Source organism: Streptomyces sp. WAC06614 (assembly GCF_003949795.1).
In the GTDB taxonomy this organism is placed as follows: Bacteria; Actinomycetota; Actinomycetes; order Streptomycetales; family Streptomycetaceae; genus Streptomyces.
In genome coordinates, this window is the sequence record NZ_RPRY01000212.1 from 1 (window position 1) to 12122 (window position 12122).

General features: G+C 75.4%; 10 protein-coding genes. 9 read left to right on the top strand and 1 reads right to left on the bottom strand.

The genetic code is table 11. The annotated features are described in order from the left end of the window. Positions 1–61: 61 nt before the first annotated feature. Both EF918_RS24400 and EF918_RS24405 read left to right on the top strand, forming a co-directional pair. Positions 62–1489: a DUF1996 domain-containing protein gene (locus EF918_RS24400; protein ID WP_125650493.1), complete on the top strand. Its 1428-nt coding sequence runs from the start codon at positions 62–64 to the stop codon at positions 1487–1489. A gap of 192 nt (positions 1490–1681) precedes the next feature. After that, on the top strand, positions 1682–2503 hold the full coding sequence (locus tag EF918_RS24405) for an RNA polymerase sigma factor (RefSeq protein WP_125650495.1): 822 nt from the start codon (positions 1682–1684) through the stop codon (positions 2501–2503). A 105-nt stretch (positions 2504–2608) separates the two neighbouring features. Here the strand turns inward: EF918_RS24405 and EF918_RS24410 are convergent, their stop codons facing one another. Next, complete coding sequence (locus tag EF918_RS24410; RefSeq protein WP_125650497.1) at positions 2609–3964, bottom strand: CdaR family transcriptional regulator; 1356 nt, start codon at positions 3962–3964, stop codon at positions 2609–2611. A gap of 451 nt (positions 3965–4415) precedes the next feature. Between EF918_RS24410 and EF918_RS37195 the strand changes: the two genes are divergently transcribed. From EF918_RS37195 to EF918_RS24445, 7 genes are all read left to right on the top strand, one after another. Next, a complete protein-coding gene (locus EF918_RS37195; protein WP_185921899.1) occupies positions 4416–5477 on the top strand; it encodes a hypothetical protein in 1062 nt (353 codons plus the stop codon). Next, positions 5474–6925, top strand: a complete 1452-nt coding sequence (locus EF918_RS24420) for an NADH-quinone oxidoreductase subunit NuoF family protein (protein ID WP_125650499.1) — start codon at positions 5474–5476, stop codon at positions 6923–6925. The genes EF918_RS37195 and EF918_RS24420 overlap by 4 nt, the downstream gene beginning before the upstream one ends. Before the next feature lie 257 nt (positions 6926–7182). Then, the gene (locus EF918_RS24425) at positions 7183–8226 is read left to right on the top strand and encodes an SCO0930 family lipoprotein (RefSeq protein ID WP_260610598.1); all 1044 of its coding nucleotides are present in this window, start codon (positions 7183–7185) and stop codon (positions 8224–8226) included. 15 nt (positions 8227–8241) lie between these two features. Further along, positions 8242–8766 (top strand): hypothetical protein, encoded by a 525-nt coding sequence (locus tag EF918_RS24430; RefSeq protein ID WP_125650501.1) that lies wholly within the window; start codon positions 8242–8244, stop codon positions 8764–8766. Between the two features lie 330 nt (positions 8767–9096). Further along, positions 9097–9315 carry a hypothetical protein gene (locus EF918_RS24435; protein WP_125650503.1) on the top strand — a complete coding sequence of 73 codons (219 nt, stop codon included), beginning with the start codon at positions 9097–9099 and terminating at the stop codon, positions 9313–9315. A 109-nt stretch (positions 9316–9424) separates the two neighbouring features. Continuing rightward, entirely contained in the window at positions 9425–10231 is an 807-nt protein-coding gene (locus EF918_RS24440) for an HlyD family efflux transporter periplasmic adaptor subunit (protein ID WP_125650506.1), read from the top strand. Further along, positions 10228–12122, top strand: a 1895-nt coding sequence (locus EF918_RS24445; protein WP_260610599.1) for a cysteine peptidase family C39 domain-containing protein, incomplete at its 3' end; no start/stop codon positions are given. The genes EF918_RS24440 and EF918_RS24445, both read left to right, overlap by 4 nt.

Sequence of the window (12122 nt, forward strand, 5' to 3'; positions counted from 1 at the left end):
CCGCCCGTCCGTACCCGTCCGACGTCCCCCCGACGTCCGCCCGACGAAGTGAAGTGATCGCATGAGCCGACAGGGCCACAAACGCCCCAGGCTGTCCCGCAAGGCCCTCGCCCTCGTCGCCACCCTCACCCTGGGCGCCGGGGGAGTGGCCGTGGTCGCCAACCAGGCGTCCGCCGGCAGCGCCCAGCGCGGCGGCCGTACCGCCGTGGTGACCGCCACCATCGACTGCCCCGACGTCGGCGACCGGCTCCGCGACGTGCCCGACCAGGCGCGGGCCCAGGTCGACGAGAACCTCGCCCGGCTCGACGGCCAGGTGGCCGACGCCTACGGCAAGCTGGCCTCCGGCGCCGCCGCCGCCCCCCGGCAGCAGAAGGGCCTCCTCGACGACCTCGGCCGCCAACGGGGCGAGACCATCGAGCAACTGGCCGACGCCATCGGCCGGGTCACCCGCCGCCCCGACGGCCTCCAGGGCCTGAGCACCTGCCGGATGAAGCAGACCCCGCCCGAGGAACTGGCCGTCGCCGACGGGACCGACGGCGCGGCGGCCCCCGGGGACGGGCAGGCTCAGAACCTCGCCGCCCGGTCCGGCGGCGCCCCGGCCCGCTCCGGCGGCCCCGCCCGCAGCGACTTCGTCGCCATCACCACCGTCAAGCCCGACGCACGCCGCCCCGCCCCCGGCCGGAACGCCTCCACCGGCTCCTTCTCCGTCTCCTGCGGCCGCAACGAGAACGGCCACTTCAACCCCGACAACGTCATCGTCGCCCCCGGCGTCGGCAACGGCGCCCACCACATGCACGACTACGTCGGCAACGTCTCCACCGACGCCTTCTCCAGCAACAACAGCCTCGCCGCGGCCGGCACCACCTGCACCAACGGCGACCAGTCCACGTACTACTGGCCCGTGCTGCGGCTGCGCGACGGCCGCCAGGAACGGGACGCCGGTGCACCCGGCGGCGGCAAGGACGGCAACATCGGCACGATCCTGCGCCCCAAGCAGGTGACCATCGACTTCAAGGGCAGCCCGGCCGGCCCGGTCACCGCCATGCCCCGCTTCCTGCGCATCATCACCGGGGACGCCAAGGCCTTCACCAACGGCACCGCCAACGCCAACGCCTCTTGGAGCTGCACCGGGTTCGAGGACCGCCAGCTCAAGGACAAGTACCCGATCTGCCCCAAGGGCAGCGACGTCGTGCGCACCTTCACCTTCCAGAGCTGCTGGGACGGCCGCAACACCGACAGCGCCAACCACCGCACCCACGTGGCCTTCGCCGACAAGGACGGCCGCTGCAAGAACGGCTTCAAGGCCCTGCCCCAGCTCGTCCAGCGCATCGTCTACGGCATCCCGCAGGGCGCCCGCTTCGCCGTGGACAGCTTCCCCGAGCAGCTCCACAAGCCCGTGACCGACCACGGCGACTTCATCAACGTGATGAACGACCGCCTGATGGCCGAGGCGGTGCGCTGCATCAACAGCGGCCGCAACTGCCGCTGATCCACCGACCGGCTGATCCACCGACCGGTTGATCCATCGATCGGCTGATCCGCCGACCGGCTGATCCGCCGAACCGTCGAGCCCCCGGCGCGGACGCGCGCCTCCTCCTCCCCGTTCCGCCCGCGTCCGCGCCGGGAAGGGTGCCGGCCCGAAGCCGAGTTCGGGCCGGCACCCGCGTCCCCGAGGAGTGTCATGACCGGTGTCCGGGACAGAACGGAGCCGGCCGCGGCCGGCGACGACGAACTCACCCGCCTCCTGCGCGAGGCCTACGCGGCGGGCGCCGCGAACCCGGCCGTCTGCGACGTGCTCTACCGTCGGCACCGGGGCGCGGCCCTCGCCTACGCGCGCACCTGCTGCCGCACCCCGCACGACGCCGAGGACCTCGTCTCCGAGGCCTTCCTGCGCACCTTCCAGGCCGTACGCGCCGGGGCCGGACCCCGTGGCACCTGGCGGGCCTACCTGCTGGCCGTGGTCCGACACACCGCCGTCGAGTGGCGCGCCGGGGACCGCCGGCACCTGCTCATCCCCGACTTCGAGGGCCGGCCCGCGCCCGCCGGCGGCGACCCGCAGGGCCTGTGGCTGGCCGACGAGGACCGCCGGCTGGTCGCCCGTTCCTTCCACGCGCTGCCCGAGCGCTGGCAGGCCGTCCTGTGGCACACCCTGATCGAGGGCGGCTCGCCGCACCAGGTGTCCCTGCTCCTGGGCATCAGCCCCAGCGCGGTCACCTCCCTGGCCTTCCGCGCCCGCGAGGGCCTGCGCGAGGCCTATCTGCGCGCCCACGCCACCACCACGGCCGCGGCCGGCGCCGCCGACGCGGCCCGTTGCCGCTACTACGTCTCCCTGCTCGGTGCCGCCGTCCGGCGCGGTGGCGGGCGCCCGGCCGGACTCGTACGGCATCTGGCGCTCTGCCGGCCGTGCGGCCGGGCCTACGCCGAGCTGCTCGACCTCAACGCCGCGCTCGGCGCGCCACCCGCCGGGCCCCGGCCCGTGCTCGCCGCTCCGCGCGGCCGGTGACCGCGGTCACGACGAGACGGTGGCCCTCCCCCCGCCGATCCGTGGGATCCGCGGGGGGAGGGCCACCGTCGTCCGTCCGGCCGGCCGGGCGGGGGAGGGCCGGGGCTAGAGCCCGTTCACCCGGGCCATCCGGGCGCCCAGGGCCAGCGGCCGGAACTCCGTGGTGACCGGGCGCACCCGGCGCCCGACCCGTGAGTGCTGGCGGCGGACCTGGGCCATCAGCCGGCGGCTGCGCAGCGCCATCTCCAGTTCGAACCGGGTGCGCGGGTCCCGCAGGTCGGGCCCGAAGAGCTTCTCCAGCTGCCGCATCCGGTAGCGCACCGTCTGCGGGTGCACGCTCAGCGCCTTCGCGGCCTCCGGGGCGCCGCCGCCCTCCAGCCAGGCGAGCAGGGTGACCTCCAGCCGCTCGCTCTGCCGCGGGGTCAGATCGGCGAGGGGACGCAGCCAGCGGGCGGCCAGGGCGTGGGCGAGGGGCTCGTCCTGGAGCAGCATCAGGGTCGAGAGGTGGTCCTCGACGAACACGGCGCGGGCGTCCGGCCCGCCACGGCCCGGCGACAGCGCGAGCAGACGCGCGGCCCAGCGCAGCGAGGAGGCGGTGTCCCGCAGGGGGACGGGGTGGCCGACGGCGGCGAAGCGGCCGCGCAGGGCGAGTTCGAGGGGGGCCCGGCTGTCCCCGTCGGGGCCGGGCACCAACAGGCAGGGCTGGCCGCCGGCCTGGCCGGCCAGGGCGTCGTCGAACAGGCCGGCCAGCTGCTGGGTCTCACCCGGCGAGGCCAGGGCGACGGCCCGGACGGCGCCGGACCGCGGCCAGCCGGCCGCCGCGGCGAGCTCGGCCAGGTCGGGGTCGGGGGGTGTCGCGGATTCGCCGGTCAGGGCGACGAAGAGCTCGTGGCGCGCCCGCTCCGACGGGACGAGGGCCCCGTCGTGGCCGGGGTACCGGGGCTGGTCGTGCCCCCGGACCCGGGCCCGCTCGTCCGCCGGCCCCCGTCCGTCCATGGCCTCGCGCTCGTGGACGGGCTCCCGCTCGTGGACGGGCTCCCGCTCGTGGACGGGCTCCCGCTCGTGGCCCGGCACGCGTTCGTGGACGGGCTCGCGCTCACGCAGCGGCACGCGTACGGGGACGGGTGCGTGCCCGTCGGGCGGCGGGGGCGGGTCCTGGTGGCCGGCCGGCCGGGTGGCCGGGTGACCGGAGTCGTGGTCGACGGGCGCGTCCGGCGCGGCCCCGTCGCCGTGCTGTTCGGAGGTGCAGTAGCCGAGGGCCACGAGGAGGGCCTCCTCGACCGCCCGTATGAGCAGTTCGTCATCGATGGCATCGATGTCTTCGCCGAGCGCCGTGGCACCGTGCGTTCCATGGAGCAGCTCCTCCACCAACTTGGCGGCCAGCGCAGGCAGTTCTTTGCGCAGGACGCGGGTCCACTCGCCGCGGGGGCGGGACCAGATGCGGTTCAGAAGTTCGCACATCGTTACCTCGTTCATGCCGGGGTAGGGCCTGCCGGCTGGGGGAGGTGACAGGCCCGCCGAGGCCTTCTCCTCGACCGGATCCACTGGCCGGTCAAGGGAGTTGAGACCTCGCACTCCCTCTGGGAGGGCTTCCCCCGGCGGCGGTCCCGCGGTTTTGCCGCGTTTTTGCCCCGGGGGACGGGGAGGGCGGCGGACGGGTGTGTACACCCGTCACGGCCGCACCACTGGAACCGAATCCTCCGTGGTTACACGATGTGATGGCGACGCGGGTGCGAGAACTTGTCACATTTCGATAAAACCTGTGGAGACGTTGCGGAGCTCAACGATGCTTCAGGCACTCCGGCCCTGGCGCGTGGGATCTCACAGCGCGGCCGCGCAGTCTCGACTACAACCCCGGGGTGCCGAGCGAGAGGTGGAGCCTCGGCGCCATCCGGGCGCACGGGAGAACTCGATGCCCCTGTCCCAGACGCACCCGCCCCGCCCCCATCGGTCCCGCCGCCGCAGGCGCCACGCCGGAGCGGCCCGCGCCGCCGCCGGCGGCCGCCGCGCCGCCCGGCGGCCGCCCCTCCTGCCCGCCGCCGGACGTTCCCGGTCCGGCACGCTCCTCGCGGGTGGCGCCGCGCTGTTGCTGACCCTCCTCGTGGCGGCCCGCGCCGGTGCGTTCACGCACCTGTGGGACTTCCTCGACTTCGGCGCGGGCGTCCTCTCGCTCGTCTCGCTCACCGCCACCGTCCTGTGGGGGCTGGTGGCCACCGACCGCGTGGTGCTCGACTCCGGGCACCGGCTCCTCGCCCAGGGCGTGCACCGCGGCCTCGCCGTCGCCGGTCTCGGCTTCCTCGCCCTGCACATCTGGGTGAAGGTGGCCGAGGGCCGGACCGGCCCGGCCTCCGTCGTCCTGCCCTTCAGCGACGCCGACCGGCCCGTCCTGATCGGCCTCGGCACCCTCGCCGGCTACCTCTTCGTCAGCGTGGCCGTCTCCGGCGCGGTCCGCAGCGCCTTCGCCACCCGCCGCCGCTCCCTGCTGTGGCGGGCCCTGCACATGGGCGCCTACCCCGCCTGGGGCGCGTCGCTGGTGCACGGGCTGAAGGCCGGCCGGGCCGCCGACGCCTGGGTGACCGTCGCCTACGCCCTGTGCCTCGCGGGGGTGGCCGCCGTCCTCGCCCACCGGGCCCGCGAGCGGCTGCGCGGGGCGGCCCGGGCCGGCGCCGCCGCCCCGCCCGGCGGCGCGCCGCCCGCGCCGCCCGGTCCGCCGCGGTCCCGGGTGCCGCTCACCGCCCGCCCCGCCCGCCGGCGGACCTCCGTACCGCGTACGCCGGACACCGGGCCGCGGCCCGTTCCGGCACCCCCGCCGCGGCCCGTTCCGGGCCCGCCGCGGCCCTTCCCCGCGCCGCCGGCGTACCCGCCCCGCCCGGTCCGGCCTCCGGGGCAGCCGCCCCGGCCGGCCGTCCCCCCGGCGGCAGCGGCAGCGGCGCGCGGTCCCCGCCTGGTGGCCGAGCCGGGACGGTGGTCATGACGTACGAGCCCCTGCCCGTCCTCGGTTCCGTGGGACCGCCCCGGCTGCTGGCGGGGCTCGACACCGCCGCCCGGCTCGACCGGGTCTCCCATCTGACCGTGCACGGCGCCCTGCCCCGGCACCGCCCGGACGAACTGGTCGACCTCGCCGAGAACATCGACCTGCGCGGCCGGGGCGGTGCCGGATTCCCCTTCGCCCGCAAGCTCCAGGCGGTGCTGCGCTCGGCGGCCGCCCGTGACGGGCGCACCGCCGTGGTGGTCAACGGCAGTGAAGGGGAACCCAGTTGCCTCAAGGACACCGCCCTGCTGCTGCACGCCCCGCACCTGGTCCTCGACGGCGCCCTGCTCGCTGCCGACGCCCTGGGCGCCGAGGAGGTGGTCATCGGGGTCACCCGGGCCGATGTGGAGCAGTCGGTGGCCGCCGCGGCCGCCGAACGCGCCGCGACCGGCGACCGGGTGCGGGTGACGCGCCTGCCGGAGCGCTTCGTCACCGGCGAGGGCACCGCCATGGTCAACGGCCTGGGCGGCGGGCCCACCCTGCCCTCCGGGCAGAAGGTCCGCACCAGCGACCGGGGCCTGAACGGGGTCCCCACGCTGTTCTCCAACACCGAGACCTTCGCCCAGCTCGCCGTCGCCGCCCGGCTCGGCGCACTGGAGTACCGCACGGCCGGCCTGCCCGACGAACCCGGCACCGTCCTGCTCACCGTCTCCGGGGCCACCGTCGTCGAGACCCCCGCCGGCATCCCGCTGCCGTACGTCCTCCAGCTCTGCGGCACCGACATCGGCCAGGGCGTCCTCGTCGGCGGCTACCACGGCCGCTGGCTCGGCCCGGGCACGGCCCGCCAGGCCACGCTCTCGCGCCGCTCGCTGGCCGCCTACGACGCCGTCCTCGGCGCCGGGGCGGTGCTGCCGCTGCCGCCGGACACCTGCCCGGCCGGCGAGGTCGCCCGGGTGGCCCGCTGGATGGCGGACGAGACCGCCGGCCAGTGCGGGCCCTGTGTCCGCGGGCTGCCCGCCCTCGCCCAGGCCCTGGAGGACGCGGTGGCGGGGGACCGGGCCGCCTTCGACACCGTGGCGCAGCGCATGAGAGCGGTGCGCCGGCGCGGCGCCTGCAGCCACCCCGACGGCACCGCGTCCTTCGTCGCCTCCGCGCTCGCGGCGTTCCCGGACGAGTTCGAGGACCACGCGCGGGGCCGTGGCTGCGGCCGCCGGGTGCTCGGCGCCCTGCCGCTGCCGGCGGACGACGACACCGGCCCCGAACGGCTCGTCGTGGACTGGACCCTGTGCCAGGGGCACGGCCTGTGCGTGGACGTGCTGCCGGACGTGGTCCGGCTCGACGCGGACGGCTACCCGGCCGAGGCTTCGATGCCGGTCCCGGTCCGGCTGCGCCCCAAGGCACTGCGCGCGGTCCGTCGCTGCCCCGCCCTGGCCCTGCGCATCACGGACTGAACGGCGGCCGGACACGGGGCCGCCGGGGGCCGAGTTCATTCTTCTTCGGGATCTGACAAATTCCTTCGGAAAGGATCGAGGATTCCCGAGGACCCCGTATCAATGAGCCACGGCCGAACGATCCACGGCCGAACGATCCACGGCCGAACGATCCACGGCCGAACGATCCACGGCCGAACGACCACGGCCGAAAGGGCCACGGCCGAAAGAGCCACGGCGCGCAATGCGCCGCCGAACGGAAATACCAGGGAGTCATCGTGCACAAGGGACGCCGCAACATATTCGCCGGTGCCGCCGTGGCGGCGCTGCTGCTCGCCTCCGGCTGCGGATTCGGCGGCGACGACCGCACGGCGCCCGCGGGCAACGCCGTCCGGCCGGCGGGCAGCAAGAGCGAAGGGCCGGGCAACGGCGCGGACCCGTACGGCGCCGACGGCTACGGCTCGGGCTCCGGCTACGGATCCGGGTCGGCCGACGGCGCGGGCAGCGGCGCCGACCCCTCCGGCGGGGCGCGCACCGCCCCGGCCGGCAAGCTCACCGCCCGGGACGTCCCGGGCCTCGGGCCCGTGGTCACCGACGCCAAGGGCTGGACCCTCTACCGCTTCGACAAGGACACCGCCCAGCCGCCCGCCTCGACCTGCGACGGAGACTGCGCCAAGGCGTGGCCGCCGGTCCCCGCGGCGGACGCCTCCGCGATGGGCGCGGTCGACGCGAGCCTGCTGGGCGAGGTGGCCCGCCCGGACGGCAGCAAGCAGCTGACCCTCTCGGGCTGGCCCGTGTACCGCTACGCCAAGGACACCAAGCCCGGTGAGGCCCGCGGCGAGGGCGTCGGGGGCACCTGGCACGCGTTCGCCCCGGACGGCCGGAAGGCGGCCGACAAGAAGGCCGGCACGAACGAGGGCGGCGCCGAGGGCGGCTCCCAGCAGCCCACGCAGCCCTCGCAGTCCTCCCCGGTCGCGGTCTCCCGGGACCCGAAACTCGGCAATATTCTCGTGGACGGTTCCGGAAACACCCTCTACCGGTTCGACAAGGACAGCGCCTGGCCGATGAAAATCGGCTGCCTCGGCTCCTGCCTGGATTCCTGGAAGCCGGCCGAGGCCGTGGACCCCGCCAAGGTGACGGGAATTCCGCAGAAGCTGATCGGCTCGGTGAAGAGGCCGGACGGTACGACACAGCTCACCATCGACTGCTGGCCCGTCTACCGCTTCACCGGGGACAAGAAGCCCGGCGATGTCACCGGGCACGGCAAGCAGGGCCTGTGGTGGGCGGTCACCGACACCGGCAAGAAGGCACCGGCGGCCTAGGGTCAGGAGCCCGAGATGACCCCGCGCACCTCCCCACCGCTCGGCCGCCGGGCCGCCCCGGCCGCCGTGGTCCTGGCCGCCGCCCTCCTGGGCGGGGGCTGCGCCACCGACGGGCACGGGGCCGCCGCCGGTGCCCACGCCCCCACCTCGGCCGCGCCGACCGCCCGGCCGGCCCCCCTCCAGGCCATCGAGACGGCCATCGGCTGTACGGCCTCGGTCACCGTGGACGCCGAGGAACTGCGCCAGGGCGGCTGCGAGACCCCGGCCGGAGCCTTCCGCATGGTGACCTTCGCGGCGCCGGAGGGCGAACGACAATGGCTGGCCGAGGCCCGGGCGTACGGCGGCACCTACCTCGTCGGTGACCGCTGGATCGTCACCGCCACCCCCGACTCCGCCCTGACCGGCCTCCATCACCAACTCGGCGGCACCCTGGAGTCCGGCGACTCCCACGACGCCGGCCACGACGCGGGCGACGACGCGGGCAACGGCGCCGGTCACGGGACCGGCCACGACGCCGGCCACCACGCCGGTCACCCCTGAGTGCGGACCGCTGCGCCTCCGTCACCTTCCGTTGCTCCCGGAAATGTTCACATGTGCAGGAAGCGGGGTGCCCCCTTCACCCCGCTCCTCACATCACCCCGGCGCACCCCCCGGAGAGCCGCCGGTTTCGTCCGGTTCCGTTCCCCGGGCGCACCGGACGCCGGAAAATCGTTACGCGACCTCGTGAAGAGACCGGGGTGATCCCGTGCACGAGTCGCTGCCGGCCCTCTCGACGCACCGTCAACCGGATTGGCGGGCCCGTTCGTTCGCGTGCTTCCATCGGGCCACCCCCCACGGAACCCGAACAAACGTAAGAAAGGGTGCGCACCCATGCGTAACGAGATCGAGACCCGCGAGATCACCGACGCCGACCTGGACGCCGTGTCCGGCGGCATCGGCATCTCCGGCGGCCTCGCCGGCGCCGTCCTCGGCGACGTCGCCACCGTGCTGGACACCGTGACCTCGCTCGGCACCGTCCAGGCCGCCACCGCCCTCCCCGGCCAGGTCACCGGCATCGCCGGTGTGCAGGTGGGCGTCGCGGGCCTCTGAGTCCGGCTCCCGTCACCGGTCCCGGCCCCGGAGGCCCGCTCGCGCTCCGGGGCCGTGGCCGCCCCCGCCGTACCGGACCACGCGCTCGAAGGACCCGAAGGAACAGTCCGTGCAGTTCCGCCACAAGGCGCTCGCCAGGCTGCGGTCCCCCGAGGAACTGGACCTGCCCGTGCGCCTCGCCCGCCCGCAGGGCCGCCTCGCGCTCGCCGTCACCCTCGTGGTCATGGCCGCCGCGACGTTCTGGGCCGCCACCGGATCCGTCTCCGTCCGGCTGTCCGCCCCCGGGATCCTGACCCACGCCGAGGGAAGTTACCTGCTGCAAAGCCCGGTCGCCGGACAGGTCACCGCCGTGCTCGCCGAGGAGGGCCGGCTGCTGCCCCCGGCCGCCCCCCTGCTCCGGGTCGCCACCGACCGCGGCGAGCAGCTCGTCCGGCTGGTCGCCGGCGGCCGGATCACCACCCTGACCGCCCGCACCGGCTCCGTCGTCACACCCGGCGCCGAGGTGGCCACCGTCGCACGGGTCCGGTCGGACGACGACCCGCTCGTGGCCGTGCTCTACCTCCCCGCCGCCGACGCCGCCACCGTCCCCGTCGGCGCCCGGGCCGACCTCACCGTCCCCGCCGTCCCCACGCAGCGCTACGGCGTCCTGCGCGGCCGGGTCCGGGCCGTCGGCCGGTCCCCGCAGACCCAGGCCCAGCTCACCGGCTTCCTCGGCGACCCCCGGCTCGCCGCCCGCTTCGGCCGGCAGGGCGACCCCGTCGCCGTCCTGGTCGACCTGTCCCCCTCGGCCACCACCCGGTCCGGCTACCACTGGTCCTCCGCCGACGGCCCGCCGTACCCGCTCGACCCCGCGACCCCGGTGACCGCCGCCGTCCACCTCGCCGCCCAGCAGCCCCTCGATTGGCTCCTCCCGTGACCGCCGCCCGCCGCAGGACCCCCCGGCGGGGCCGCGGACCCCGCCCCCGCACGGTCCGTACGCCCACCGTGCTCCAGATGGAGGCCGTCGAGTGCGGCGCCGCCGCACTCGCCATGGTCCTCGCCCACCACGGCCGCCACGTCCCGCTGGAGGAGCTCCGCATCGCCTGCGGTGTCTCCCGCGACGGCTCCCGCGCCGGCAATCTCCTCAAGGCGGCGCGCCGTTACGGCCTGACCGCCAAAGGCCTCCAGATGGACCTGGCCGCACTGGCCGACGTACGGCCCCCGGCGGTGCTCTTCTGGGAGTTCAACCACTACGTCGTCCACGAGGGCATGGGCCGGCGCCCCGGCCGGGGCCGTGGCGTCCACGTCAACGACCCTGCCAGGGGCCGCCGGTTCGTCCCCATGGACGCGTTCGACAGCAGCTTCACCGGTGTCGTCCTCGCCTTCGAACCCGGCCCCGGCTTCCGCCGTGCCGGCCGCCGGCCGGGAGCCCTGACCGGACTGTCCGGCCGGCTGCACGGCATGTCCGGCACCCTGATCGCCGCCGTGCTCGCCAGCCTGCTGCTCGTCGGCGTCGGCGCCGCCGTGCCCGCGCTCGGCCGCACGTACATCGACATGTTCCTGATCGGTGGTCAGTCCTCGCTGCTCGGCGTGCTGTTCGCAGCGATGACGGTCGCGCTGGGCCTCACGGCCGTCCTCACCTGGGTCCAGCAGGCCAACCTGCTGCGCGGCCGGATCATCTCCTCCACCCTCGGCAGCGCCCGCTTCCTGCGCCACCTGCTCCGTCTGCCCGTCTCCTTCCACGCCCAGCGCGACCCGGCCGACCTCGTCCAGCGCCTGAAGTCCCACGACACCGTCGCCGAGACCCTGGCCCGCGACCTGGCCGCCGCCGGGGTGGACGCGGTCGTCGTGCTCCTCTACGCCGTCCTGCTGTGGGCCTACGACCCCCGGCTGACGCTCGTCGCGACCGTGACCGCCCTGCTCAACCTGGTGGCCCTGCGCCTGGTGATCCACCTGAGGTCCACCGGCACCCAGAAGCTGCGCGCCGAACGCGCCCGGCTGGCCGCCACCTCGTACGGCGGGCTCCAGCTCATCGAGACCATGAAGGCCACCGGCGGCGAGGACGGCTTCTTCCGCCGCTGGGCCGGGCAGCACGCCGTCACCCTCGACGTGCAGCAGCGGCTCGGCGTGCCCGGGGCGTGGCTGGCCGTCGTCGCACCCACCCTGGCCGCCCTCAACAGTGCGCTGATCCTGTGGATCGGCGGCCTGCGCGCGGTGGAGGGACACCTCACGGTGGGGCTGCTCGTCGCCTTCCAGGCGCTGGTGACCAGCTTCACCGCACCCCTCGCCCGGCTGAGCGGCGTGGCCGGCAGGCTCCAGGACTTCGCCGCCGACGTCGCCCGTCTCCAGGACGTCGAGGACTTCCCCGCCGACCCCCTGCACTCCCGGCGCGAACCCCCGGGCGGCGGGCGTCGTCTGACGGGCCATGTGGAGCTCAGCGGCATCACGTTCGGCTACGGCCCGCTGGACGCACCGCTGTTGAAGGACTTCTCCCTCAGCGTGGGCCCGGGCCGGCAGATCGCCCTGGTGGGCGGCTCCGGCAGCGGCAAGTCCACCGTCTCCCGGCTGATCTCCGGCCTGTTCCCGCCCTGGGAGGGCACCGTACGGATCGACGGGATGCGGCTGGAGGACATCCCGCGCGGCACCCTGGCCGCCTCGGTGTCCTTCGTCGACCAGGACGTCTTCCTCTTCGAGGGCACCGTCCGCGACAACATCACCCTCTGGGACCCCACCCTCGCCGACGAGGAGGTCGTCGCCGCCCTGCGGGACGCGGCCGTGCTCGACGTGGTCTCCCGCCGGCCCGGCGGCATCCACAGCAGGGTCGAGCA

What these genes read in the sequence shown, in the direction of transcription:
- EF918_RS24410 (WP_125650497.1), bottom strand. Translation starts at nt 3,964, where the DNA reads ATGTGCGAACTTCTGAACCGCATCTGGTCCCGCCCCCGCGGCGAGTGG.
- EF918_RS24405 (WP_125650495.1), top strand. Translation starts at nt 1,682, where the DNA reads ATGACCGGTGTCCGGGACAGAACGGAGCCGGCCGCGGCCGGCGACGAC.
- EF918_RS24420 (WP_125650499.1), top strand. Translation starts at nt 5,474, where the DNA reads ATGACGTACGAGCCCCTGCCCGTCCTCGGTTCCGTGGGACCGCCCCGG.
- EF918_RS24430 (WP_125650501.1), top strand. Translation starts at nt 8,242, where the DNA reads ATGACCCCGCGCACCTCCCCACCGCTCGGCCGCCGGGCCGCCCCGGCC.
- EF918_RS37195 (WP_185921899.1), top strand. Translation starts at nt 4,416, where the DNA reads ATGCCCCTGTCCCAGACGCACCCGCCCCGCCCCCATCGGTCCCGCCGC.
- EF918_RS24435 (WP_125650503.1), top strand. Translation starts at nt 9,097, where the DNA reads ATGCGTAACGAGATCGAGACCCGCGAGATCACCGACGCCGACCTGGAC.
- EF918_RS24400 (WP_125650493.1), top strand. Translation starts at nt 62, where the DNA reads ATGAGCCGACAGGGCCACAAACGCCCCAGGCTGTCCCGCAAGGCCCTC.